Origin of the sequence: Variovorax sp. W1I1, assembly GCF_030815625.1 — a bacterium.
In the GTDB taxonomy this organism is placed as follows: domain Bacteria; phylum Pseudomonadota; class Gammaproteobacteria; order Burkholderiales; family Burkholderiaceae_C; genus Variovorax; species Variovorax paradoxus_C.
The window spans coordinates 3,685,204-3,710,671 of sequence record NZ_JAUSWZ010000001.1; the positions used below are offsets into that span (position 1 = coordinate 3,685,204).

General features: G+C 69.3%; 13 protein-coding genes. 1 reads left to right on the forward strand and 12 read right to left on the reverse strand.

Annotated elements, in window-relative coordinates; genetic code table 11:
- Positions 1 to 82: 82 nt before the first annotated feature.
- The 9 genes from QFZ83_RS17225 to QFZ83_RS17265 all read right to left on the reverse strand — a co-directional run bounded on the left by QFZ83_RS17225 (position 83) and on the right by QFZ83_RS17265 (position 9,817).
- Positions 83 to 766, reverse strand: a complete 684-nt coding sequence (locus QFZ83_RS17225) for a DsbA family oxidoreductase (RefSeq protein ID WP_307508407.1) — start codon at positions 764 to 766, stop codon at positions 83 to 85.
- 53 nt (positions 767 to 819) lie between these two features.
- A complete protein-coding gene (locus QFZ83_RS17230; RefSeq protein ID WP_307508409.1) occupies positions 820 to 2,232 on the reverse strand; it encodes an MFS transporter in 1,413 nt (470 codons plus the stop codon).
- A gap of 54 nt (positions 2,233 to 2,286) precedes the next feature.
- Positions 2,287 to 4,167 (reverse strand): bifunctional sugar phosphate isomerase/epimerase/4-hydroxyphenylpyruvate dioxygenase family protein, encoded by a 1,881-nt coding sequence (locus tag QFZ83_RS17235; RefSeq protein ID WP_307508412.1) that lies wholly within the window; start codon positions 4,165 to 4,167, stop codon positions 2,287 to 2,289.
- A gap of 134 nt (positions 4,168 to 4,301) precedes the next feature.
- Entirely contained in the window at positions 4,302 to 5,069 is a 768-nt protein-coding gene (locus QFZ83_RS17240) for an alpha/beta fold hydrolase (protein WP_307508416.1), read from the reverse strand.
- 27 nt (positions 5,070 to 5,096) lie between these two features.
- The gene (locus QFZ83_RS17245) at positions 5,097 to 6,254 is read right to left on the reverse strand and encodes an MFS transporter (protein WP_307512737.1); all 1,158 of its coding nucleotides are present in this window, start codon (positions 6,252 to 6,254) and stop codon (positions 5,097 to 5,099) included.
- A 47-nt stretch (positions 6,255 to 6,301) separates the two neighbouring features.
- Complete coding sequence (locus QFZ83_RS17250) at positions 6,302 to 6,745, reverse strand: carboxymuconolactone decarboxylase family protein (protein ID WP_307508418.1); 444 nt, start codon at positions 6,743 to 6,745, stop codon at positions 6,302 to 6,304.
- Positions 6,742 to 7,953: a 3-carboxy-cis,cis-muconate cycloisomerase gene (gene pcaB / locus QFZ83_RS17255; RefSeq protein ID WP_307508420.1), complete on the reverse strand. Its 1,212-nt coding sequence runs from the start codon at positions 7,951 to 7,953 to the stop codon at positions 6,742 to 6,744. The genes QFZ83_RS17250 and pcaB overlap by 4 nt, the downstream gene beginning before the upstream one ends.
- Before the next feature lie 22 nt (positions 7,954 to 7,975).
- Positions 7,976 to 8,809 carry a shikimate dehydrogenase gene (locus QFZ83_RS17260; RefSeq protein ID WP_307508422.1) on the reverse strand — a complete coding sequence of 278 codons (834 nt, stop codon included), beginning with the start codon at positions 8,807 to 8,809 and terminating at the stop codon, positions 7,976 to 7,978.
- Positions 8,810 to 8,893: 84 nt separating this feature from the next.
- Entirely contained in the window at positions 8,894 to 9,817 is a 924-nt protein-coding gene (locus QFZ83_RS17265) for a shikimate dehydrogenase (RefSeq protein WP_307508424.1), read from the reverse strand.
- 200 nt (positions 9,818 to 10,017) lie between these two features.
- Between QFZ83_RS17265 and QFZ83_RS17270 the strand changes: the two genes are divergently transcribed.
- Positions 10,018 to 10,821: an IclR family transcriptional regulator C-terminal domain-containing protein gene (locus QFZ83_RS17270; RefSeq protein ID WP_257859097.1), complete on the forward strand. Its 804-nt coding sequence runs from the start codon at positions 10,018 to 10,020 to the stop codon at positions 10,819 to 10,821.
- Positions 10,822 to 10,872: 51 nt separating this feature from the next.
- Here the strand turns inward: QFZ83_RS17270 and QFZ83_RS17275 are convergent, their stop codons facing one another.
- The 3 genes from QFZ83_RS17275 to QFZ83_RS17285 all read right to left on the reverse strand — a co-directional run bounded on the left by QFZ83_RS17275 (position 10,873) and on the right by QFZ83_RS17285 (position 25,222).
- A complete protein-coding gene (locus QFZ83_RS17275; protein WP_307508430.1) occupies positions 10,873 to 21,966 on the reverse strand; it encodes an autotransporter-associated beta strand repeat-containing protein in 11,094 nt (3,697 codons plus the stop codon).
- A gap of 383 nt (positions 21,967 to 22,349) precedes the next feature.
- Positions 22,350 to 23,090: a response regulator transcription factor gene (locus QFZ83_RS17280; protein WP_307508433.1), complete on the reverse strand. Its 741-nt coding sequence runs from the start codon at positions 23,088 to 23,090 to the stop codon at positions 22,350 to 22,352.
- Positions 23,087 to 25,222 (reverse strand): sensor histidine kinase, encoded by a 2,136-nt coding sequence (locus QFZ83_RS17285; RefSeq protein ID WP_307508436.1) that lies wholly within the window; start codon positions 25,220 to 25,222, stop codon positions 23,087 to 23,089. Before QFZ83_RS17285 ends, QFZ83_RS17280 begins: the two co-directional genes overlap by 4 nt.
- Between the last annotated feature and the right edge of the window lie 246 nt (positions 25,223 to 25,468).

Below are 25,468 nucleotides of genomic sequence, written 5' to 3' on the forward strand. Positions count from 1 at the left end.
TCTCAACTGCCGCACCCCGCCCCGAGTTGACGCTCTTTACTTTCGTAACGCCGCGCAAAGAAGGCGCCCGCGCGCCCCGCGGTCAGGCCACGGACAGGGTCGGTGGGGCAGCGCCGGCGATCTGCTTGAGCGCCCGCTCGAACACCTCGACCGGCTGGCCGCCGGAGATCAGGTGCTGGTCGTTGATGATGATCGCGGGCACCGAGTGGATGCCGGCATCGGTGTACATGCGCTCGCGCTCGCGGGTCTCGGCGGCGTACTCGTCGCTCGCCAGAATTTCGCGGGCCCGTGCCGCATCGAGGCCCGCTTCGGTCGCCGCGCGCACGAGCACCTCGGGGTCCGAAGGGTTCTGGCTGTCGGTGAAGTAGGCCTTGAGCAGCAGCTTCTTGAGCGCCGCCTGCTTGGCCGGGCTCTCGAGCTCGGCCCAGTGCAGCAGCCGGTGTGCGTTGAAGGTGTTGTAGACCCGGGGCCGGCCCTCGGGGCTGAACTCGAAGCCGACGGCCGCGCCGCGCTGGCGGATCATTTCGCGCGCCTCTGCCTGCTGCTCCCGCGAGGAGCCGTACTTCTGGTTCAGGTGCTCGAACGTGTCCTGCCCTTCGGGCGGCATCTGCGGATTCAGCTCGAAGGGCTGGAAGTGCAGTTCCGCGGTGACCTCCGGTGCCACCCTCTTGAGCGCCGCCTCGAGCGAACTCAGGCCAACGGCGCACCAGGGGCAAGACACATCGGAGACGAAATCGATCTTGAGGTGGGATGAAGAGGTGGTCATGGCGCCATTCTTCATGGCGCCACAACCCTTGGTGCGGGCAAGGTTTTCGGGCGTCAGGCCGAGACGACCTTGCCCAGCCGCGCGTCCGACAGCGTCTGCTCGCGGAGGCGCTCGTATTCGGCCTTGTCCACCGGCACCGCGTTCGGATCACCCAGATCGCGCATGTGGATGCGGTAGGTCTCCCGCGCGCTCATCGCTGCAAGGGCCGCAAGGATGGTCACCGCGAAGGTGATCGCGCCCACGGTGAACCACACATTGGTCGAGCCCGGAGGCGCCACGGCGGCGAACAGCGCCGGCAGCAGCGCGGTGAAGGTGGTGCCGATGTTCTGCGAGATGGCCATGGCCGACACGCGGTTGCGGGTGCGGAACAGCTCCGGATAGAAGCTCGGGAAGGTCGCGTTGTAGCCCTGGTACACGATGCCCCACATCAGGAGCGACATGCAGATCGCGAGCGGCACGTTCTTGATGCTGATGGCGTACAGGTACACGAACGACAGCAGCCCCGAGGCCAGCGCGCCCACGATGATCGGCGGCTTGCGGCCGATGCGGTCCGAGAGGTTGCCCACGAACGGGATCACCAGCACCGCGAGGATGTTGCCGAGCACCGGAATCCACAGGTACACGTCTTTCTGGAAGCCGATGCCGTAGGCCGCCTGCACCGCATAGGCCGCGCCGAACACGGTGGCCACCACAGGAATCACGTTCATCAGCGCCATGCAGACCACGCGCAGCATGTCGGCCCAGCTGTCGGTGAAGGCCTGCACGATGGGCGACTTCGCCACTTCGCCCTTCTTGTCGACTTCGGCGAAAGCGGGCGTCTCGTCGACCTCGCGGCGGATGATGTAGCCGGCCACGATCACGAGGAAGCTCAAGAGGAACGGAATGCGCCAGCCCCACGAATTGAAGGCGTCTTCGGGCATGTAGTGCGCGAGCGGCAGGAACACCGCGGCCGCCAGAATCTGGCCGGCCTGCACGCCCTGCAGCGTGAAGCTCGCGAAGAAGCCGCGGCGCCCGAAGGGTGCGTGCTCCAGGATCATCGAACTCGCGCCCGAGATCTCGCCAGCCACCGCGAAGCCCTGGATGAGCCGCAGGATCACGAGCAGCACCGGTGCCAGGAGGCCGACCTGGTCATAGGTGGGCAAGAGGCCCACGGCCACGGTCGAGAAGCCCATCAGGAACATGCACAGCACCAGCACTTGCTTGCGCCCGTGCGTGTCGCCCCAGTGGCCGAGCACGAAGGCGCCGATGGGGCGCGCGACGTAGCCCACGCCGTAGGTCGCGAGCGACGCGACGATCGCGGTCGTCGGGTCGCCCTTCGGAAAGAAGATCTGCGGAAAGATCAGCGCCGCCGCGGTGGCGTAGATGAAGAAGTCGTAGTACTCCAGCGCCGAGCCGATCCAGCCGCTTGCGGCGGCTTTCTTCGACTGGTGCCTGCCTTGGGGCTCTTTGGCTGTTGTAGTGGCCATGGGGTTGTCTCCAGTGATGTCCAGTGGTGAGTCAGTGTCGAACGGGGAAAGAAATCAGTCCTGCGCCTGCGAGGCCATGCGCGCGGGTGCGTTGAGCGCACCGTAGGCGTCGTAGGCGCCGATGCGCTGCGCGACCTCGAAGAACAGGCCGCCTTCGAAGCTCTCGGTGTAGATGTGCAGGTAGTCGCCGGCCGCCGAGCGGTCGAACAGCACGCCCGCGGCGCGCATGCGTTCCAGCAGCTCGGGCGCGAGGTCGATGCGCGTGGCGAGGTCGTCGTGGTAGTTGTCCGAAATCGGCACGAAGCGCGTGCCGTTGGCGCGCAGCTTCGCGGCCGTCTCGAAGATGTCGTCGCAGTTCAGCGCGATGTGGTGCACCGCGCCGCCGCCGGTCACGCTGAGCGTGCGCGCGGTGCGGGTGCGCTGGCTCAGCGACACGTTGAGCACCAGGCGCACGCTGCGCTCCGCGTTGGCGACGCCGCGGCTGCGGATCAGGCCGAAGGGGTCGGCGAGTTCGAGGCTTTCGCCGGGCTCCAGGCCGAGCACGGCGCGCGTGAAGAGCACCCAGGTGTCGAGCTGGTCTACCGCAAGGCCGAGGGCGACGTGGTCGATCTGCTGGAGGCCCGCATCGTTGCCGGCGGTGGGCGCCTCCTCTTCGAGGATGAAGTCGGCTTCGTACAGGCCGTTCGCACCCAGCGACTCCGCCACGAAATGAATGAGGTTGCCGCCCGGCGCAACGACCGCAGGCACGCGCAGCTCGTTCGGGCCGACCGGGCTGTCGTGGCGCTTGGAACGCATCGCGGTCGCGCGCTCCACTGCTGCAAGCGGATCGGCGCAGCGCACGCCCAGCGCGCACACCGAGGTGCCGTGCGCCTCGAAGCGGTCGCGCGCAAAGGAGTCGGGCTGCGCATTCACGATGAAGTTGATCTCGCCCTGGCGGTACAGCGTCACCGCCTTGGAGCGGTGCTTGCCGATGCGGCGAAAGCCGAGTTGCCGCACCAGCGTGTCGAGCGTGAGCGCCGAGGCTTCGTCCGCCGCGAACTCGATGAACGACAGGCCGGAGAGCGCGGCCACAGGCGGCGGATTGAAGAGTTCCACACGCTGCTGCGGCTGCACCGCGGCGAGCCGCTGGCGCGCTTCGCTCTCCAGGTACAGCAGCGAGCGCATCGCATCGACGGCGGTGCGGCGGTTCGGCGTCTCGCGAAAGATGTCGTTGAAGATTTCCAGCGACAGCGGCCCGGTGTAGCCCGCGCGCAGCACCTGCGTGAAGAACCCGGTCACGTCGAAATCGCCCTGCCCCGGAAACGAGCGATGGTGCCGCGCCCACTGCAGCACATCCATCGCGAGCAGCGGCGCATCGGCCATCTGCAAAAAGAAGATCTTCTCGCCCGGAATGTCGGCGATGCCCGCCGGGTCGTCCTTCAGCGACAGCGTGTGGAAGCTGTCTAGGATCAACCCGAGGTGCGGGTGATCCGCCTGCTTCACGATGTTCCAGGCCTGCCCGTAGAGCGAGGTGTGGCGGCCCCAGGCCAGCGCCTCGAAGCCCACGCGCAGGTTGCGGCGCGCGGCACGCTCGGCCAGTTCGTGCAACTGCGCGGCGGCGAGAGCCGGGTCGTCCATGGCCAGCGGCGAGGTGTTCGAGCAGCACAGCACCATCGGCGCGCCCATCGCCTCCATCAGGTCGAACTTGCGCTCGGCGCGCTCCAGGCTGCGGCGGAACTGCGGCTCGGGCATGCCTTCGAAATCGCGGAAAGGCTGGTAGAGGTCGATAGCCAGGCCGAGGTCGGCCACGATGCCGCGCAGCTCGGTGGCCGTGCCCTTGAAGTTGATGAAGTCGGCTTCGAACAGCTCGATGCCGTCGAACCCGGCGGCCGCGACCGCTTCGAGCTTCTGGCGAAGGGTGCCGCTGAGCGAGACCGTGGCGATGGAGCGATGCATGGGAGTGGACTTTAGGAACCCAGGCCCTGCGCCACAACCAATTCGGGCCTCTTCGGGGCGATTAACGAACGCCTTCGTTCATTAATCGCACGAAATACGGGATTCACCTAGGTCCGAGCCGCCTTCGCCGGCGCTCAGAGGCTGCGCCAGTAATCGATCAGCAGTTGCGCGAATTCGGCCGGCCGCTCCACGGCGCTCAGGTGCGCGGCATCGAGGGTCGCCAGGCGCGCGCCGGGAATCGCCGCGGCCATGGCCCGCGACATGTCCATCGGCGTGGCTTCGTCCTGCAGGCCGCCGACCACCAGCGTGGGCACGGCGATGCGGTGGTTGCTCTCGCGGAAATCGATGGCGGCGACCGCGTTGCAGCTCTCGATGTAGCCCTGTGCGTCGGTCGCGACCAGCACGTCGTGCAGCGACTTGGCCGCGGCCGCGCCTTCGGGCGTTGCCGCATAGGCGGGCGTGAGCCAGCGCGCCACGGCGCCCGACGCGATCGCGCCGATGCCCTTCGCCGCCACCGTCTCGGCCCGCGCGCGCCACGGCGCCTGGTCGGGATAGTGAGCGGACGAATTGGCGATCACCACGGTCTTTAGCAGTTCGGGGTGCCGCACCGCCAGCGCCTGCGCGGTCATGCCGCCCATCGAAAGGCCGACGAAGTGCACCGGCTCACCGCCCGCCTCGCGCTGGATCAGTTCGGCCGCGTCCTGCGCCAGCGTCTCGATGCGCAAGGCGCCCGGCACCACCTCGGAGCCGCCGTGGTTGCGGTGGTCGTAGCGAATCACGGTGTGCGCGCGCGCAAGCTGCGCGGCCACGCCGTCCCACATGCGCAGGCTGCAGCCCAGCGCGTGGCTGAGCACGACGAAGGGGCCTTCGCCTTCGCGAACGACATTCAGGCGGATGGTCATGGTGCGGTTTCCTTTTTACGGATCTTTTTACGAATGCTTTGGAGGTTGAAGACGCGGGAGCCAGAGGAACGCGATGGCCAGCAGCACGGCACCCGCCACCAGCATCGGCACGACCATGGGCCATGCGCCATGGGAGTAACCGGTATCGACAAACAGCGCGGCGATTTGTCCCACGCAGAACGCGACCATCATCATGCCGAAGCCTGACCACGACACGGCCCGCCCCGCAAGATGCGGCAGGTCGCCCACCGCGCCCGCTTGTCCGCAGGGCTGATGGATGCCATGGCCGAGGCAGTACACGGCGTGGCCCACCAGCAGCGGCACGGCACTGAGCGGCATGAGCCAGCAGCCCAGCGCCTGGATGACCGCGCCCGTCATGCTGAGCGATGCGCCCAGCCGCACGGTGCGCACCGGTCCGTAGCGCCGCAGCAGCGTGCGGCACATGGTGGTGCTGAAGATGTAGACCAGCGAGCCGCCCGCCGGGATCCACCCGTACCACGCGGGCGACCAGCCGAGATAGCCGATGTAGACCATCGGCGAGAGCAGCAGAAAGCAGAAGAGCCCGCCGTAAGTCGTCGCGGCCACCGAGGCCCAGGCGCGGAACGAGCGGCTTGCGAACACCGCGCGCGTGCTGCCGCGCGGCGCGGACGATTCGCCGGTGAGCGGCTTGCGCGTTTCGCCGAACGAGCGCCAGCACATCGCAAACAGCAGCGAGGCATACACCGCCATCGCCACCATCACCCAGCGCCAGCCCGCGCCCTGCACGAGCCATGCGCCGAGCAGCGGCGCGATCAACCCGACCACGCCAAGCCCCGTGAGGCCGCGTGCCATCACATGCGGGCCCTCGTGCGCCGGGTAAAGGTCGCGCACCGCCGCGCGCGAGCACACGAGGATCGCGGCCATCGAAAAACCCTGCAGCGTGCGCCAGCCCGCGAGCAGCGCCACGCTGCCCGCGAACGCGCCGCCGAACGCGGCGATCGCGTAGCAGGCAAGCCCGGTGAGCAGCACAGGGCGGCGGCCGAAGCGATCGGCGAGCGGGCCGCAGAGCAACTGCGCAAAGCCGAAGGCCAGCACGAACAGCGTGAGGCTGGTGCTGGCCGAGCCGAGCTCCTTCGCGATGGCGGGGAGCGCCGGCAGGTAGCTGTCGGTGGCGACGGGCTGCGCTGCCAGGAGCAGCGGCAGCATCAAGGTGAAGCTGACGTCGAGGCGGCCCTTCGGGGCGACCGGCGCGCTCACTGCGCAGGCGTCGCAGGCGATGCGGGGACCGCGGGCAGCAGCCCCTTCTCGCGCAGGATGTTCGTGGCGATGCCGAACGCATGGTTGGCCACCGGCACGCCGCAGTAGATGGCGGCCATCATGATCACTTCCTTGATGTCCTCGGGTGTCAGGCGCGATTCGGGCGGGCCGTCGAGCGCGGCGCGCACGTGCATCGCGAATTCTTCGTACGCGTGGATGCCCAGCATCATCGACAGCACCATGTAGCGGCGCGTCTTGTCGCCCAGCGCGGGGCGACCCCAGATGTCGTTCCATGCATGGCGCGTGATGAGTTCCTGGAACTCGGCGTTGAAGCCGTTGCGGTTGGCGAGCGACTTGTCGACCCAGGCATCGCCGAGGACGCGGCGGCGGTTAAGGAGGCCATCTTCGTAGTCGTTGCTCGAAGCTTCGGGGGCGGTCATTGCGAGAGTTCCTTGTCTTTGAGTTGGGCTTGCAGCGCCTTCACTTCCGCCAGCGCGGTCTGGCCCGCGCCGATGGCGAGCGCAGGGTCGAACCATTCGTCGGCCGCATCGCGCGGCAGCTCGGCGCGCAGCCGGTCGATGTTGGCGCGCATGCGCGCGGCGTCCACCTGCAGGCCGGGCAGCGCGCCGGCCATGGCGCGCACGCTGCCGTGCGCCGACATCAAGAGCTGCGGCCATTCAGCCAGCTCGGCCTGCCAGGCGCCGAGCGCGCGTTCGTGTTGCTGCGGCATCGCGCCGAGCAAGGCGGCCACGCGTTGCGGTGCACGGTGCGCGGCGGCGATGGCGACCATCGAGGCCACGGGGTTGCGCTTGTGCGGCATCGCCGACGAACCGCCGCGGCCGGGTTCGCTGGGCTCGGCGACTTCCGCGACTTCGTACTGGCCGAGCAGCGCGATGTCGACGGCGATCTTGCCGAGGCTGCCTGTCATGAGCCCGAGCTCGCAGCCGAGCGCCACCCATTCGTCGCGCTGCGTGTGCCAGGTGGCGCCGGGGTCGCCCAGGCCCAGTTCCTTGGCCATGCGCTTGCGCACCGCGGCGCCCTGCCCCTTCATCTGCGCGAGCGTGCCGACGGCGCCGCCCAATTGCAATTGCAGCGCGTGCTTCGCCGCATCACGCAAGCGGATGCGGCTGCGCACCAGCGGCGCGGCCCAGCCTGCGCACTTGAAGCCGAAGCTGGTCACCGAGGCCGGCTGCATCAGCGTGCGCGCGAGCATCGGCGTCTCGGCGTGCTGCGTGGCAAGGCGCAGCAGCGCATCGGCGGCCTTGGCCAGGTCGGTCTCGATGAGCGTCACCGCCTCGCGCGTGACCAGTGCCATCGCGCTGTCGATCACGTCCTGGCTGGTGCTGCCGAAGTGCACGAAGGGCGCGGCCTCGGCATTGAAGAGGCCCACGGCTTCGCGCAGCGCCTTGACCAGCGGAATCGCCACGCTGCCCGCGCGGCCGCTCTCGCGCACGATCTTGGCCACGTCGAACAGCTCGACCTTGCAGCTGCCGACGATGGAGTGCGCGGCGCTCTCGGGGATCAGCCCTTCGGCCGCCTGCGCACGCGCGAGCGCGGCTTCGAAACGCAGCATGGCGTCGACGAACGCGCGGTCGCTGAAGGCGCCGAGCGTTTCGGATGTGGAGAGGAAGCCTTCGAAAATGCTCATGCGGGGACCTGGGTGTTCATCGTCAATATTTCAGTTGGGCCACGGCGCGCAATTCCTCGGGGGAGGCGGTGCCGAAGCCGAAGAATTCGAGGTAGGCCGGGATCATCTCGAACAGCATGTCGGTGCCGACCTGCACCGCGCAGCCCTTGGCCCTGGCGGCCTGCAGCAGCGGCGTGTATTCGGTCTTCATGACGACCTCGCCGACGAAAGTTTGGGGGTCGATGCGGTCCACGTCGAAGGGCAAGGGGTCGCTGTCCTTCATGCCGAGCGGCGTGGCGTTGACGACCACGTCGTAGCCCGCCGGGTCCTTCGAGCCGGTGCTGACCTTCATCTGCGGGTAGTGCTCGCGCAGCCGCGCGGCCAGCGCCTCGGCCGACGCATCGCTCATGTCGAACAGCATCAACTCCGCAGCGCCCGCGGCGGCGATCGACGCCGCGATGGCCGAGCCCACGCCGCCCGTGCCCGACACCAGCACCCGCGTGCCCTTGAAGAGCCGGCCCTTGCGCTCCACGCCGCGCACGAAGCCCGCACCATCGAACTGATCGCCGAGCAGCGTGCCGTCGGCGCGCTTGAGGATCGCGTTGCATGCGCCCGCGACGCGCGCCGTCGGCGTCACCTCATCGACCAGCCCCATCGTCGTGACCTTGTGCGGCATCGTGACCAGCGCACCGCGGAGGTTCGAGAACCTGAACACCTGCGGCAGCGTGGCCGCGTAGTCTTCGGGCTTCACGCCCATCGGCACCACCACTGCATCGATGCCCTGCTTGTCGAACCAGGGGTTGTAGATCATCGGCGCCTTGAAGGCCTCGGTCGGATAGCCGAGGTGGGCGATGAGGGTTGTCTTGCCGGAAATCATGGGTGAATGGAGGCTGTGGTTGTTGCTCCCTCTTCCGCGTGGCGGGAGAGGGAGCAAGAGACGAGGCGAAGCGATGACGTCATTTCAGGCGACGCTGGGCGAGTGATAGCGCAAGGGGTTCGCGATCTCGGCCTGCATCGCCGGCGGATAGACGATTTCGCGCAGGAAGTTGGCATCGGCCTGCAGCGCATCTGCCGCATCCAAGTGGCCGAAGTAGCGCAGGTAGTGCGGCATCTGCTGGATCAACATCTCGAAGCCGGCCTGCGCATTGAGCCCGCGCGCACGCGCCGCACGCACCAGCGGCGTGGGCTGGTTGCGCAAGAGGATGTCGAACAGCGCCGCGTGGCTTTCCATGCGCGACACGTCGAGCGGCAGCGCATCGCCCTCGACCAGGCCGAGCGGCGTGGCGTTGATCACGAGGTCGTAGCCTTCGGGCGCGTTGCTCTCCACCGCGACCACGGTCGCATCGAAGAAGGCATCGAGCTTGGCCGCCACGCCCGCCGCCTTGCCGGCCGCCGTGTCGAAGAAGGCGATGTGTTCCGCGCCGTTCACCGTGCCGCCCTCGGCCAGCGCCACGCCGATGGCCGCGGCGCTCACGCCCGCGCCGAGGATCAGCACGCGCTTGCCGCGGAAGGGAATGTTGCAGTGGTCGAGGGCGCCGATGAGGCCTTCGCCGTCAAACAGGTCGCCCTCGAGTTGATCGCCCTCGGTGCGGCGCACCACGTTGACCGAGCCCGCCACGCGGCCGAAGAGGCCGCAGCCGTCGAGCAGGTCGACCACCAGCGGCTTGTGCGGCGGCGCGATCACCATGCCGCGCACGTTGCGCGCGAGAAATGCCGACTTGAAGAACACCGCGAAGTCGCGCACCGGCACCTGCATCGGCAGCAGCACCGCGTCGATGCCGAAGCGCTCGAAGGTGGCGTTGAACATGCGCGGCAGCCGCACATTGCGAACCGGATCGCCCGGGATCAGGTAAGCCTGGGTGCTGCCGCTGATGGAATGGCTCATGTGCTTGCTTTCCGTTCGGAAATCGCTCTTTGGGAGGCCGGATGCCGAGCTTTATAGTCCCTTCGGCCCTTTTCCACAGCGCCAGGAAAGGCAAAACGATCGATCATCGATCTTTGAAATTCGATAATCGTTCAAACCAAGGGTTTTCACTGCCCACGAACGCAACTTGCCAGCGATCCACCGGCGGCACACTTCCGACCATGAGCAAAGAGAGCAAGGACAGCAAGGACGACTCACCCGCACCCGCGGGCCTGGACAAGCGCGACTGGATCGCTGGCTTGGAGCGCGGCGTGAGCATCATCGAGGCCTTCGACGACGCGAACCCGCGCCTCACCGCCAGCCAGGCCGGCCAGCGCACGAACATGACGCGCACCGCCGCGCGCCGCTACCTGCTCACCTTGCAGCACATGGGCTACGTGGCGAGCGACGGCAAGCTGTTCTGGCTCACGCCGCGCGTGCTGCGGCTGGGCCGCTCGTACCTCGAATCGGCCCGGCTGCCGCGCGTGGTGCAGCCCTTCCTGCAGCGGGTGGCGGCCGGCACCAACGAGATCGCGTACCTCAGCGTGATGGACGGCGACGAGGTCGTCTACATCGCGCGCAACGGCCCGAACCGCAGCATGAGCACCGGCTATGTGCTGGGCGCGCGCGTGCCGGCGCAGGTCACGGCCTCGGGCATGTTGATGCTCGCGCTGCGCAGCGATGCCGAGCTGAACGAGTGGCTGGCGACGCGGCAGCTCACCGTGTTCACCTCGCACACCATCGCGAGCATGGAGCGCATGAAGCTCGAATTGGCGCGCATCCGCGCACAGGGCTGGGCGCTGTCGGAGCAGCAGCTCGACCTCAATTCACGCGGCATCGCGGTGCCGCTGCGCGACCGGCACGGCACGCTGGTGGGGGCGCTGAACATCACGATGCCGATGGGCCACGAGAGCTCCGAGGACGCAGTGGCGCGCGTGCTGCCGGTGCTGCGCGAGACGGCGCAGGCGATGCGCAACCTGATCTGAAGCGGGCCGCTCGCGCGCTGGCGATGCCTGCGCTGTCGATGCGGCCTCACCTCACCACTTCACCCGCACACCCGCCGCCGCGTTGATCGAGCTGCCTACGCGCGCGTCGCCACCAGAAGCCCACTGCTTGCCGAGTTCGCCGTAGAGGCTCGTGCGCTGGCTCACCGACAACGTGAAGCCCGCGGCCAGCTCGGTGCTGGTGCCGCCGATCGGCGCACCCACCGGCGTGATCGCCGCCGGGTTCACGAAGCGCGCAACGTCGTTGCCCTTGGCGCTGCGATAGACGTTCAGGCGCGCATACGGCTGCAGCGTGCCGGCGCCGGTCGCGAAGCTGCCCTTGATGCGCACGCCCGCACGGCCGATCCAGCCGCTGTCGGCGTCCTGCTGCACCAGCGCGCCCGGGATGGACACGTCATCCAGCCGCAGCCGCTGGTGGATCAACTGCAGTTGCGGTTCCACCGACCAGCCGCCCGAGCCGATCGCGAAGGCCTTGCCCACCTCGATCGATGCCAGGAAGCTGTTGCCCTTGCCCTCGACGCCGCCGCTCAACAGCGGTTGCACCGTGTAGCGGTGCCGGCCGGCCTGCAGCACCGCGTCGGCATAGAAGCCGTCTTCGGTGGCGAAGGTGCCGTAGAGGCCCAGGTACTGGCTGCGCAGGTCGTTGCGGCCGGTGGCGGAATTCAGCAGGCCGCTGCCGACGCCGCGCACGCGGGTGTCGCCGTCGAGCTGGCCCACGTAGATGCCGGCGCGCCAGTCCGGGTTGGCCCACAGGTCGGTGCCGGCCTGCAGCCCGGTCACGCGGCCCTCGCTGTGCGGCGAGACGGTGCCGCCCTGGCGGATGTCCATGTCGGTGGAGATCAGCCGGCCCCAGGCGCGGCGGTAGCTGCCGTCAGTGCCCGACGAAGTGCTGCTTGCACCGCCGCGCACATCGTCGTCGCCCACGCGCTGACTGCGGCTCGCGAGCATGCCCAGGTTGCTCTGGCGCAGCTGGTTCGGCAGCGCCGCGAACAGCGAGGCTTCGGCGCGGTAGGCCGGAAGGCCCAGCCCTGCGCCCGGCGTGCCCGGGTCGGCCTGGGTCCGCAGATACCAGTTCTCGCCGCCACCGCTGGCGTCGCCCGCGTGCAGCCGGTACTCGAAGGCGCCGGCATCGACATGCCCGCCTGCGAGCACGAAGGCGTCCTTGGTGGTCTGCGCGGTGGTGGTCGCGCCGTTGCGCGCGCTCACCACCTCGATGCCCGCGCCGCTGGTGCGCGCACCCAGGCCGCCGATGTTGGCGATCTGCACGCTGGTCTTGCCGCTGGCCGCGCCGCCATCGATCACCAGCCGGTCCGATGGCCCCGCGCCGCCGTTGAGCACGGTGCCCAGCTTCAGCACGCCGTTGTTGCCGACGTAGTTGCCTTTGACCGTCAACGTGGTGCCGGGCGTAGCGCCCGCCAGTGCCACGGTGCCGCTGTTGGCGAGGCCCGCCACGGTCTGGCTGAAGCCCGCGAGGTTCAGCGTGGCGCCGCTGGCCACCACGGCGCTGGAAGCCGCGCTGAAGGCGTTGGCAGCGCCGGCCTTGAGCGTGCCCGCGGCCACGCGCGTCTCGCCGCTGTAGCTGGCCGTGCCCGCGAGCGTGAGCGTGCCCGCGCCGACCTTGACCAGCGAACCGCCGGCACCGGTGATGGCGCCCGAGATCGTGCTGTCGCCGCCGATCGCGCCGGTGGTGAGCGCCTTCGCGCCGAGCACCACATCGCCCGCGCCGCCGAGCGCGCCGATGCTCGCGCCGGTGGTGGCCAGGTCGATGCGCACCTGCGCGCCGGCCGCGTTGGTCACCGTGGCGCTGGCGGCATTCGCGCCGTCCTGCAGCCGCAGCGTGCCCTGGTTGGCGATGGCGAGCTTGCCCGCATCGGCCTTGCCGCCGAACTGCAGCGCCGCGCCCGAGGCGATGCTCACCGCGCCCGTGCCCAGTGCGCCGCTGGTGTCGGTGGCGAGCGTGCCCGCATCGACCAGCGTGCCACCGCTGTAGCTGTTGGCGCTGGCCAGCGTCAGCGTGCCCGCGCCGATCTTGCGCAGCTTGCCGGTGCCGCTCATCACGCCCGCGTAGATGCCGGCGGTCTTGTCCTGGTCGAACGCGACCTCGGCGTTGTTGACGATGGCGCCCTGCAGGCTGGTGGCGCTGCCCTGCAGCACGCCGCCCTTGACGGTGGTGCCGCCGGTGTAGGTGTTGGCTCCGCCGAGGATCAGCCGGCCCGCGTCTTCCTTCGAGATGCCGCCCGTCCCCGAGAGCGCGACATTCATCGTGGCAGTCATGTTCGCGCCCGCGGCCGTGCCGTCGCCCACGCGAATCACGGAGTTCGCGTTGTCCAGCGTGATGCCGTCGCCCTGCACCGTGTAGCCGTCGACCGCGAACTGCGCGCCCGCGATGCGCACCGCCCCGCCGCCGCCATCGACCGTGACGGTGCCGGCCTTGCCGCCGAACACCGCGAACTGGTTCTGCGCCCAGTTGGCGTTGAGCTTGCCGTCCATGTCGGTCCAGCCATCCTGCGAGGGTTGCGGGCTGCCCACGCGCCAGGTGCCGCTGCCGCCGGCCACCTGGCCGTCGTTGTATTTGCTGCTGTCGCCGCCATCCCAGAAGTTGAGCGACAGCCCCGCGCGGTTGACCAGGTTGACCTGGTTCGCCACCGAGGTCTGCACCTGCAGGTCGGCCAGCTTGGCGCCGGCCGGCGCGGTGCCGATGTCCAGCCCGTTATCGGTGAATGTGCCGCCGTAGCTCATGAGCCGGTACAGGCCCGGCCCGAAGGTACCGCCCGCCGACTGCGCGATGTTCAGCGTGCCGTCGAGTTGCAGGTTGCCGGTGACGTTGATCAGGTCGTTGAGCGCGCCGCCGGGCACGCCGGCCTGGCCGAGTTCGTAGTTGAGCGTGGAGCCCCCGGCCAGCGTGAGCGCGCCGAGCGTCAGCGTGCCGGGGCTGTTGCCCGCGGCGAGGATGCCTCCCTTGGCGATGGTGACCGCGCCCGCGATGCTGCCGCTGCCCGCGAGCGTGGCGCCCGACTGCACCTGCACGGCGCCCGTGCCGGTGCCGCTGCCGCTCGTGTTGTTCACGCGCAGCGTGCCGGCCGCCACCGTGGTGGCGCCGGTGTAGGTGTTGGCGCCTGTCAGCACGAGCGTGCCGGCGCCGACCTTGACGACCGAGCCGCCGGTGCCGCTGATGCTGCCCGACAGGGTGTTGTCGCCGCCGCTGGCGCCGAGCGTGAGCGCCTTGGCGCCCAGCACGGTCTCGCCCGCGCCGCTGAGTGCGCCGAAGCTCACGCCGGTGGTCGCCTGGTCGATGCGCACCTGTGCGCCGGCCTGGTTGATCACCGTGGCCTTGTCGGCCGAGGCGTCGCCGGCAAAGTCCAGCACCCCGCCCGCTGCGTTGGTGATGGTCGATGTGCCAGCGCTCGACTTGTCCTGCAAGCGCACCGTGCCCTGGTTGCCGATGGCGGTGGTGCCGGCATCGAAGCCGCCACCCAGTTGCAGCGTGGCGCCCGTGGCCACGTTCGCCGCGCCGCTGCCCAGCGCGCCGGTGACGTCGGTGGCCAGCGTGCCGGCATCGACGAAGGTGCCGCCGGCATGGCTGTTGGCGCTGCCCAGCACCAGCGTGCCGCTGCCGATCTTGCGCAGCTTGCCGGTGCCGCTCATCGTGCCCGCGTAGGTGCCGGCGGTCGTGCCCTGGTCGAACGCGACTTCGGCGTTGTTGACGATGTCGCCTTGCAGGCTCGCCGCGCCGCCCTGCAGCACGCCGGCCTTGACGGTGGTGCCGCCGGTGTAGGTGTTGGTGCCGCCCAGCACCAGCGTGCCCACGTCTTCCTTCACGAGTCCGCCTGTGCCGGTGAGCGCGACATTCAGCGTCGCACTGCGCGTGGTGTCGGTGCCCGAGCCATCGCCCACGCGCACCACCGTGCCCGAGGCGCCGAGTTCGATCGCGTCGCCCTGCAGCACATAGCCGTCGGCCGCGAACTGCGCGCCGGTGATGCGCACCGTGCCGCCCGCGTTGCTGACGTTGACGGTGCCGCCCGTGCCGCCGAACACCGCGAACTGGTCCTGCACCCAGGCCGCGTTGATCTTGCCGTCGGCGCCAGTCCAGCCGTCGCCCGGCACGCCCACGCGCCAGGTGCCCGAGCCGCCGGCGATCTTGCCGTCGTTGTACTTGCCGGCGTCGCCGCCGTCCCAGAAGTTCAGCGCGAGGCCCGCGCGATTGACCAGGTTGATCTGCTGGGCCACCGAGGTCTGCATCTGAAGGTCCTTGGACGCGACCGGCGCGCTGCCGATGTCCAGGCCGTTGTCGGTGAGCGTGCCGGTGTAGTCGATCAGGCGGTAGATGCCCGCGCCGAACACGCCGCCCTTGGACTGCGCAACGTTGAGCGTGCCGTCGAGCTGCAGGTTGCCGTTGACCTTGACCAGGTCGTTGAGCGCACCGCCGGCGGTGCCGGCCTGGCCCAGGTCGTAGTCGAGCACCGCGCCGGCGGCGAGATTCAGGCTGCCCGTCGTGAGCGTGCCGGCACCGCCGTTGCCGGCCGACAGGATGCCGCCCTTGGCGATCGTTACCGTGCCCGCCACTGCGCCGGTGCCGGCCAACGTTGCGCCGCCCTGGACCTGCACCGCACCGGTGCCGGTTGCGCTGCCGCCCGCGTTGTTCGCGGCGAGCGTGCCGGCCGCCACCGTGGTGCCGCCGGTGTAGGTGTTGGCGCCGCTCAACGTGAGCGTGCCGCTGCCGACCTTGACGACCGAGCCGCCCGTGCCGCTGATCGCGCCCGACACCGTCGTGCTGGTGTTCAGCCCACCCGTCGTCAGCGCCTTCGATCCCAGCAGCACATTGCCCGCGCCTTCGAGCGAGCCGATCGACAGGCCCGCATTGGTGAGGCTGTCGATGCCCAGTTGCGCACCCGCGTTGTTGACCACGGTGGCCTGGTCGGCGCTCGTGCGGTCGGAGAAGCTGATCGCCCCGCCGCTCTCGTTGACCAGCCGCGCCTGCCCGGCGCTCGCGTCGTCGAGCAGGTCGATGCGCCCGCCGTCGAAGTTCGTGATCTGCGCCTTGCCCGCGCTCGCGTTGAACCACAGCGTGGTCAGGCCGCCGCGGTTCTCGATCACCGCGTTGCCCGCGCTGGAGGTGTCGCGGAACTCGACCGCGGCGCCCTTGTTCGTCGTGATGGTCGCGTTGCCGGCCGAGCTGCTGTCGCGGAACGCGACGAAGCCGCCGTTGTCGGTCGGCGCACCGCCGCGCGCGGCCGCGGTGATGGCGAGCTTGCCCGCTTCGGCCGTGTTGGCGAAGGCCAGCGATGCGTTGTCCGCCACCGATACCGGTCCGGCGCCCAGCGCGCCCGTGACCAGCGCCTCGAGCGAGCCCGAGGCGACTTCGGTGCCGCCGGCGTAGAAATTGGCGGCGCCCAGTTGCAAGGTGCCCGCGCCGGTTTTACGGAGGCTCCCCGCGCCGGTGACCACGCCATTCAATGCCAGCGTGCGGATCGGGTCGATGTCGAAGGTGTCGACGCCTGCGCCCAGGCTCACGACACGCGTGCTGGCGGTGTCGCCGGTCACGCGCAGCGTGGCGCCGCCTTCGAGCGCGAGGCCGCCCGCGGCCGTGCCGAGGTTGGCGTCGGAGGCGATCTGCAGGATGCCTGCTTTGACCAGCGTGCCGCCGCTGTAGCTGTTGATGCCGTCCAGCACCAGCGTGCCCAGGTCTTCCTTGACCACGCCACCGGTGCCAGTGAGCTCCGAGGCGATCGTGGCCGTCATGCCCGCGCCGGCCGCGGTGCCGTCGCCCACGCGCACGGTGGTCGCTGCGTTGGCCAGCTCGATGGCATCGCCCTGCACGCGGTAGCCGTCGGTGGCGAACTGCGCGCCGGTGATGAGCACCCTGCCGCCGAGTCCGTCGACGCTGACGGTGCCGGCCTTGCCGCCGAACACCGCGAACTGCCCCTGCGCCCAGGCGGCGTTGATCTTGCCGTCGACGCCCGTCCAGCCGTCGCCGGGCGTGCCCACGCGCCAGGTGCCGCTGCCGCCGGCCACCTGGCCATCGTTGTACTTCGTGCTGTCGCCGCCGTCCCAGAAGTTGAGCGACAGGCCCGCGCGGTTGACCAGATTGACCTGCTGCGCGACCGAGGTCTGCACCTGCAGGTCGCTCACGGCGCCCGGCGCGATGCCGATGTCCAGGCCGTTGTCGGTCAGACCGCCCGTGTAGCTGATGAGCCGGAACAGGCCCGCGCCGAAGGTGCCGCCCGCGGACTGCGCCACGTTGAGCGTGCCGTCCAGTTGCAGGTTGCCGTTGACCTTCACCAAGTCGTTGAGCGGACCGCCCACGGTGTTGGCCTGGCCCAGTTCGTAGTTCAGCACCGCGCCGTCGGCCAGGTTCAGGCCGCCCAGGGTCAGCGTGCCGGGGCTGTTGCCCGCGGACAGGATGCCGCCCTTGGCGATGCTCACGGTGCCCGCGATGCTGCCGTTGCCGGCCAGCATCGCGTTGCCCAGGATCTGCACCGCGCCCGTGCCGGTCGCGCTGCCGCTGGCGTTGTTCACGTTCAGCGTGCCGGCTGCGATCGTGGTGCCGCCGGTGTAGGTATTGGCACCGCTCAATGTGAGCGTGCCGGCGCCGACCTTGACGATCGAGCCGCCCGTGCCCGAGCCCGGCGGCGTGAAGATGCTGCCCTTGTCGCTGACGGTGCCCGAGATCGTGTCGCTGTTGCCGAGGCCACCGAGCGAGAGCTGCGTGGCGCCCAGCACCACGGCGCCCGCGCCGGAGAGCGAGCCGAGCTCCACCGCGGGCTTGCCGCCCGTCGCGCCCGACACGTCGAACGTGGCGCCCGCTGCGTTGGTGACCGAAGCATTCGTGCCCGTCGCGGTATCGACAAAGCGCACAACGCCGCCGGCCGTGTTGGCGATCTGCGCGCCGCCGGCCGTGGACTTCTGGCTGAAGACAAGCAGGCTGTTGTTGCCGTTCGTGATCGTTGCCGTCCCGGCGCTGGCGTTCTCGAAGAAGTTGATCGCGCCGCCGGCGTTCGCGATGGTCGATGCACCGGCGCTCGAATCGCCGCTGAACTGCAGGCCGTTTGCGCCCGGCGCCTGCCAGCCCGTGCCGTTGAGCGTGATCTTCGAGGCGGCGGCCGTGGCGCTCTGCGAGAACGACAGCGTGTTGCCGCTGTCCGTGCTCGCGGCGCGGCCCACGGTGTATTCGTTGCTGCCGGCGCTCGCCGTGCCGAGCAACGACAGGAGCGTGCCATTGCCCTGCTGCTGCACTGCGCCGCTGCCCAGCACGCCACTCGCGGTGGTGGTGATGCTCGCGCCGTCTTTCAGCAGCGTGCCGCCGCTGTAGCTGTTGGCCGCCACAAGGCCGAATGTGCCGCCCTTGCCGGTGATGGTGAGCAGGCCAGTGCCGGTAATGGGGCCGCCCACGCCGTACAGGCTGTTCGACAGATCGATGGTGCCGCCGCCCGCGCCCAGCGAGAGCGCGCGCATGCTGAAGAACGGCGCGGAACCCGTGGCGATGCGCAGGGTGCCGCCGTCCAGCGCCAGGCCCGTGCCGTACGCGCCGAGGTTGGCGTCGGCCGAGATCTGCAGGATGCCGCCGTTGACCGTCGTGCCGCCGCTGTAGCTGTTGGTGCCGGTCAGCACCAGGGTGCCGCCCTCTTCCTTGACCAACCGGCCCGTGCCGCCGATCGCCGCGTTGATGGTCGCGGTCATGCCCGCGCTCGCGGCGGTGCCGTCGCCCACGCGCACCATGGTGTTCGCTGCGCTGATGGTGAGCGGGTCGCCGTTGACCACGTAGCCGTCGACCGCGAACTGCGCGCCGCCGATGCGCACCGCGCCGCCCGCGCTCTTGTTGTCGACCGTGACGGTGCCGGCACTGCCGCTGAAGATCGCAAAACCGTCCTGCTGCCAGCCCGCGTTGAGCGTGCCGTCGACGCCGGTCCAGCTCGTGGTCGAGCCACCCGCGCGCCAGGTGCCGCTGCCGCCGGCGATCTTGCCGTCGTTGAAGTTCGCCGGGTTGCCGCCATCCCACAGGTTGAGCGTCGCGCCGTCGAAGTTGATCAGGTTCACCTGGTTGGCAATGCTGGTCTGCACCTGCAGGTTCTTCGCGGCCGTCGGCGCGATGCCGATGTTCAGGCCGTTGTCGGTCAGCGTGCCGGTGTAGTCGATCAGCCGGTACAGGCCCGCGCCGAACTTGCCGCCGGCGGTTTCGCTCACGTTGAGCGTTCCGTCAAGTTGCAGGTTGCCGTTGACGCTGATCAGGTCGTTCAGCGCACCGCCCGACACGCCGGCCTGGCCGAGGTCGTAGTTCAGGATGGAGCCCGAGGCCAGGTTCAGGCCGCCGACGGTCAGCGTGCCCGCGCTGCCGTTGCCCGGCAACACAATGCCGTCGCCCACGCTCACAGTGCCTGCGATGCTGCCGTTGCCGGTGAGCGCTCCGCCCGCCTGCACCAGCACGGCACCACTGCCGGTGGCGCTGCCGGCCGGATTGATGACCCCGAGCGTGGTGCCCGAGACGGTCGTGCCGCCGCTGTACGTGTTGGCGCCGGCCAGCGCCACCGCCCCCGGGCCGCTCAGCGCGAGCGCGCCGCCGCCGTCGATCGTGCCGACCAGCGCCAGCGGATTCGAGCCGTCCACGTTGAGCGTCGTGCCGGCGCCCAATGTCAGGGCGTTGCCCAGCAGGGTACCCGGCACGTTGGCGCGCAGGTTCGCGTTGCCGGTCACCGCGAGTGCGCCTTGGCCCAGCGCGAAGTTATTGCCGACGTTCAGCGTGCCGCTCTTGAGCGTGGTTCCACCGGTCCAGAAGTTGGCGTTGGTCAGCGTCAGCGTGCCGCTGCCGCTGTACGAGAGGGGGCCGGCGCCCGTAATGACCCCGCCGAGTCCGATGTTGTTCGCGCCGCCGATGTCCAGGCCCGCGTTGAGCACCACCGCGTTGCCCAGGTTCACGTCCGCGCTCGCGTCGAGCGCGGCGTTGCCGTTCACCGTCAGCGTGCCCAGGCCCAGCGAGGTGTTGGTGCCCACGCGCAGCGCGCCGCTCTGCAGGTTGACTCCGCCGAAGAAGGTGTTCGCACTACCGAGCGTGAGGCGGCCCGTGCCGTTTTTCGTCAGCCCGCGCAGGCCGCCGATCGCGCCGTTGAGCGCGAGGTCGTTGCTGCCGCCGATGGTGAGCGCCGCGTTGAGGTTGAGGTTGTTGGTCAGGCTGACCGTCTTGTTCGAATCGAGCGAGCTCGCACCGCTGACCGTGACGCTGCCGAGGCCCAGCGCGGAATCGTTGCCCACGGTGAGCGCACCACCGCCGATGTTGAAGCCGCCGGTGAAGGTGCTCGCACCGTTGAGCGTGAGGCTCGGCGCACCGGCCAGGCTGATGCCCCCCGCGCCGCTGATGGCTCCGTTGAGCGTGAGCGCGCCGCCGCTGCCGCCAGCCCCGAAGTTCAGGGTGCTGTTGAGCACCACGTTGTTGGCGAGCGCGACGCCGGCCGCGCCGGTCAGCACGGAGGCGCCGTTGATGGTGAGGTCGCCAGTGCCGAGCGCCGTGTTGCTGCCCACGTCCAGCCTGCCGCCGCCCAGCGTCGTGCCGCCGCCATAGGTGTTGCTGGCGGCCAGTGCAAGGTTGCTGCCGTTCACCGTCAGGCTGCCAGCCCCCGAGATGGCATTGCCGAAGGTCAGCGTGCCCGTCCCGTCGAGCGTCAGCGCGCCGTTGAGGTGCACCTGGTTGTTGAGCGTGCCGGTGAAACCGGTGTTGAGCGCGACATTGCCGCCGACCAGGAACAGGCCCGTGCCGAGCGCACTCGCATTGCCCAGCGTCACGCCGCCGCCGTTGAGCGCAAAGCCACCGCTGAAGTTGTTGATGCCGTTCAGCGTGAGCGTGCCGGTGCCGTTCTTGATGAGGCCGGCGGCGCCACTGACGGTGCCGCCCAGCGTGAGGTCGTTGGCGCCCTGCACGAAAAGGCCGCCCGTGAGATTCACGTTCTGGGCCAGCGTGAGGCCGTTCACCGCAGCCTGGATCGCGCCGCCGTTGCCCGTCAGCGTGCCGGTGCCGAAGGCGCCTGCGTCGTCGAAGATCGCGACGCCGCCATAGAGCAAGGCGCTGCCGCTGGCGACCGCACCGTTCAGCGTCCAGGTGCCGCTGTCGACCTGGAGGTTCTCGAAGTTCAGGTACTGGCTGGCCGCGATCGTGCCCGATCCGGCGTTGCCCGAGCCGGGACCGAAGGCCACGTTGCGCAGCGTCAGCGTGTCGGTCCCGCCCGCGCCCGCGTCCACCGTGCCGCCCGCGGCAAAGCCGAGCGACGTGCCTGCCGGTGTCGGCACCGCGAGGCCGGGCAGCGGAACGCCTCCGCTGCTCACGCTCGAGCCGGTCACCGCGATGAAGGTATCGCTGCTCGCGCCGGCGCCCAGCGAGACGCTGCCGTTGATCGTGCCCGCATTGACGAAGCGGTTGCCGCCGGTGGCCGCGCCCTCGAACGCGATGCGGCCGGTGATCGTGCCCGTTTTCGCGTTCGTGAAATCGACGTTCCCGCCGCCGTAGATCCCGATGGCCATGCCGTTGGCCGGGGTCAGGAGTCCGAGCGGCGCCAGTCCGATCGCGCCCGCGTTGTTGACCGTGGTCTTGCCCTGGTTGGCAATCACCATCGCGGCGCCGTTCAGGCTGAAGGTGCCGTCGAAGGTGCCTTCGATCGAGCCCTCGTTGTTCACCGCCAGCGCCCCGCTCCCGGGCGTGAGGAGATTGCCCATGGCCAGCGCGCGCGCCAGGACCAGCGAACCGGCGGCATTGGCGTCGATGGCGCTCAGGTTGGTGAGCGTGACGCCCGTGCCGCCCAGCGTCATCGCGGTGCCGCCCGGCAGCGTGCTCATGATCGCGCCGGGCTGCACCGTGACATAGAGACCGTTCGCGTTGCTGAAGAAACTGTTCGGGTTCGGCGGCAGCAGGATCGGCACGCCGGTGCAGCTGACAGCGTCCCCATCCGCCGGCGCAGCGGGTGCGCACGCGCTCCACGCGGGCAAGGTCATGGCGAAGCCGGTGGCGGCAAGCAACGGCCCTGCGAGGCGTGCCGCGCGACCCGCGCGCCGGCTGGTGCTTCGCTTGCCGCGCGCACACGTCGCTTCAGAAACAGCTACCCATGCGCCGATCGCGGCGTTCCAGATCGTCTTGTACGCAGTATTCATCGACGGTTCTCCTCCGTAGGCAGCGTGCAGAAAGCGCTGCAGTAACAATCCAATGCAGCCGGGAACCCTGGCGCGCCGCGGCGCTGCCTGTCGTACTGCTTTTCATGGGGTCCCCTCCTGCCATGCCATCGCAAGGAGCGCATGGCATGCGCGGCATCGCTGCGCTGCCGCTTCGAGCGAAATTCTCAAGCTCGGCTCTCTTATTTGCACCTTACATTTTCTTGCAGCGGAGCCTGTTGGCACCTACGGAAACCAGTGGTTTTGCCGACGGAAAACAGGCCGGACACGCGCGTGGTTCCAGGCTTGCGGTGGTGTGGCAATGCGGCGTCGACGCGAGCGCGCATGCGGGGCAGAGGCCCGCCGGATCATTCAGGCGGCGGTGCTCAAAGCGCGATGCGCACGTTCCCCTGGAAGCTGTAGCCCTCGCCGCGCACCGCGACGATCGGCAGCTTCTCGCCACTGGCCTGCTCGGCCTTGCGACGCAGCCGCGAGACCGTGACGTCGAGGTTGCGTTCGTAGGCCTCCAGCCCGGGACGCCCCATCGCAGCAAGCAGCGTGGCCCGGTCCACCACCTCACGCGGCCGCTCGATCAGGCACTGAACGAGCCGCGCTTCCGCGCTGGACAACTGCACGCGCTGGCCGGCCGGCGACAGCAGCAGCCAGGTGGTGCCGTGATAGCGCCAAGGCGCCTGCGCCGTGGCTTCGTCGGCTGCAAGGGCATCGGGCTCGCGCGTGCCTTGTCCCTGCACTTCCTGGCTGCGCTGCAGCAGGTTGTGCAGCACCATCTCGAGCTCGCGCAGGTTCACCGGCTTGACCAGGTAGTAGTCGGCGCCGAGTCCGAGGCCATGCAGCCGATCGTTCGCCATGCCGCGCGCGGTCAGCATCACGATGCGCATGGCACTGCGCGATCGCAGCCGGGCCAGCACGCTGAATCCGTCTTCGCCCGGCAGGTTGACATCGCACACCACGGCATCGAAATCCTGTCGTGCCAGTTCCGCGTCGAGCCCCTCGGCGCTCTCCAGTCCGCGGGCCAGCATGCCGACGCCGCGCAGGTACCGCAGCAGCGTGTCGCGCAGATCGTCGTCGTCCTCGATGACCAGCACGCGGGCCGGGGTGCCCATCATCTGCAGCCTCCCTGGTCGAGCGCTACCGCGTCATGGGTACCCCGGGCTTCCGATTCCTCGGCACTTCCAAGAAGCGGCAGGGTCAGGGTCAGCACGGCGCCCTTGCCGGCTCCGTTGGAGGCGGCCACGCTGCCACCATGAACCGTGGCGACGCGGTGCACCATGTGCAGGCCCAACCCGATGCCGGGAATCCGCCGTGTACCGGCCGCGCGATAGAAGCGCTCGAAGACGTGCGACAGGTCATGCGGCATGAAACCGGGGCCTTCGTCGCACACCTGGATGTACACGCCCGGCACCGTGTCCTCGCCTTTTTTCGGAATGCCGTCGGCATGGCCGCGCCGGATTCCGGCCCTCACCACGATCGGCGAATGTGGCGGCGCATATTTGATGGCGTTGGTCAGGAGGTTGTCCAGCGCGATGTGCAACAGCGTCTCGTCCGCCAGCACCGGCAATTCGCGCGCACCTAGATGCAATGAAATACGCCCGCCACCGATGCCTTCGCTGTGCTCCTCGATCTTCTCGCGGAGGAATCCGGCGAGCTCGACCGGAACCAGGCACAGGTTGTCGCTGGACGCATCGAGCCATTCGTCGGCCAGCAGGGTGTCCACCAGATCGCGCATGCGAAGGACGGTGCGGCTGATCTTCTCGGCTTCCTTCTTGACCTCTTCGCGGACCAGGCCGAGCCGGTCGTCGGCGAGGATCTGCGCCGCGCCGCCGATCGTGCCCAGTGGCGTGCGGAACTCGTGCGACACCATGGCCAGCAGGCCGCGCTGCTCGCGCAGCGCCAGCGCCAGCTGGTCGTGCGTGCGCTGGTGCTTCGTGATCTCCTGGCGCAGATCGAGGGTGCGCTCGTTCACACGCTGTGCCAGCCGCGCGCGGTGCCGGCGGGACAGCGACAGCGCCCGCCGCTCGCGATGGCGCACACGCCAGCCCAGCGCGAAGAAGAAAGCCATGATGTGCAGGATGCTGCCGATCGCATAGCTGGACTGGGTGGCCAGCGTGTAGGGCACCCACTGCAGGTTCTTCGCAAAGTGCACCACGCCCATCAGGAGGTAGATGGCATAGCCGACCAATCCCGGCCAGGCCTGGATGTTCCGGCGCAGCGCAACGGCGCACATCGGCACGATGCAGGCCGCGAACACCACCCACATCAGGTTCAGCGGCCGCGCGATGCGCCCGTACCAGCCCGCCATGGCGAGCGCACAGGCCGCAAGGCAAACCAGCGTCATCACCTGGAAAACGCGGTTCATGCGCGGGAACTGCCGCTCCATGTCCAGCAGCACGCGGGCGAATCCGAATGCGGCGGCGCTGTGCAGGCAGACCGCGAAGTTGTGCAGGCGAACGGCGGCCAGCGGGTGGTTTTGCAGCCACAGGGACGCCGGCAGGCCCTCCGAACTTCCGAACACCAGTGCGAGCGTGAGGAGATAACCGGCGTAGGCAATGAATCGCCGGTCGGGCAAGGCGATGCCCATCATCAGGCTGACCACCGCCATCAGCAGGACCATGCCGGCGACGGCCGCATCGACGTAGTCCAGCTCCTGCTGCACCACGGCCTGCTCCCGCAGCGGCGATACGCCGCCGGCGAGGGTCAGCGAGCGGTCGCCCGCCAGCCGCACCCAGACCCAGCGCGGTTCGGTATCGGGCAGGTCGGGCAGGCGCACGGCAGGGATCGACCAGGGCAGCTCGCGCGTGGAGGCGGCGCGCATCCCGCCAAGCGCGCGGTGCGTGAAACCGCCGCTCGCGCCGTCTGCGTCGTCTGTGCCGTCGGGCCACCACACGTCGATGTAGTCGGCGTACGGCGCATTCAGCCGCAGCCACCAGCCGCCCTCGAGCGGATGCGCAATCTGTTCGGGCGAGGCCTGGATCTGGAAGCGCACCCACCAGGCGCCCCTGGCATAGCCGCCGTTGAAGACGCCCTCGACAGTCTTGAATTGCTGCTGATGGGAAGCCGATGCCACCTGTTCGCGCGTCAACAGACCGGTGGCGTCGTGAAAGGCCTGCGAGCGTCCGTCGAGGCTGCGCGCGCGGAAGCTCGATGTCGCATCGAGCCTCAGCGGCTCCAGTTGCTCCCGTTGCTCCGCATGGCCCGGCACGGGCAGGCATGCCAGCAGGAACAGGGCGAGCCCCGCCATCGCGCGGATCGCAGCGAGCCGCAACCCGAGATTTGTCAAGCAAAGCGCGATGAACAAAGTTGCCGTCCGAGTCCTCGAAAGTGCCGTTGCGGCGCCATCTACGGCGCCGTCTGCGTCGCCGCTTCGCACCGGATTCTGGTGCGTGGCCGCGGAGTTTGCACCTTACTTTTTCTTTCATCCCGCGCTGACAGCATTCCGACAGCATCGACCGGGCAGGATGCAAGCTTTCGCATCAAAAGACGGAGA

Coding starts and splice junctions, on each gene's coding strand:
- QFZ83_RS17245 (WP_307512737.1), bottom strand. CDS start 6,254: ATGCTGCCGCTGCTCCTGGCAGCGCAGCCCGTCGCCACCGACAGCTAC.
- QFZ83_RS17260 (WP_307508422.1), bottom strand. CDS start 8,809: ATGATTTCCGGCAAGACAACCCTCATCGCCCACCTCGGCTATCCGACC.
- QFZ83_RS17285 (WP_307508436.1), bottom strand. CDS start 25,222: ATGGCGGGGCTCGCCCTGTTCCTGCTGGCATGCCTGCCCGTGCCGGGC.
- QFZ83_RS17265 (WP_307508424.1), bottom strand. CDS start 9,817: ATGAGCCATTCCATCAGCGGCAGCACCCAGGCTTACCTGATCCCGGGC.
- pcaB (WP_307508420.1), bottom strand. CDS start 7,953: ATGAGCATTTTCGAAGGCTTCCTCTCCACATCCGAAACGCTCGGCGCC.
- QFZ83_RS17250 (WP_307508418.1), bottom strand. CDS start 6,745: ATGACCGCCCCCGAAGCTTCGAGCAACGACTACGAAGATGGCCTCCTT.
- QFZ83_RS17270 (WP_257859097.1), top strand. CDS start 10,018: ATGAGCAAAGAGAGCAAGGACAGCAAGGACGACTCACCCGCACCCGCG.
- QFZ83_RS17275 (WP_307508430.1), bottom strand. CDS start 21,966: ATGAATACTGCGTACAAGACGATCTGGAACGCCGCGATCGGCGCATGG.
- QFZ83_RS17235 (WP_307508412.1), bottom strand. CDS start 4,167: ATGCATCGCTCCATCGCCACGGTCTCGCTCAGCGGCACCCTTCGCCAG.
- QFZ83_RS17225 (WP_307508407.1), bottom strand. CDS start 766: ATGACCACCTCTTCATCCCACCTCAAGATCGATTTCGTCTCCGATGTG.
- QFZ83_RS17230 (WP_307508409.1), bottom strand. CDS start 2,232: ATGGCCACTACAACAGCCAAAGAGCCCCAAGGCAGGCACCAGTCGAAG.
- QFZ83_RS17280 (WP_307508433.1), bottom strand. CDS start 23,090: ATGATGGGCACCCCGGCCCGCGTGCTGGTCATCGAGGACGACGACGAT.
- QFZ83_RS17240 (WP_307508416.1), bottom strand. CDS start 5,069: ATGACCATCCGCCTGAATGTCGTTCGCGAAGGCGAAGGCCCCTTCGTC.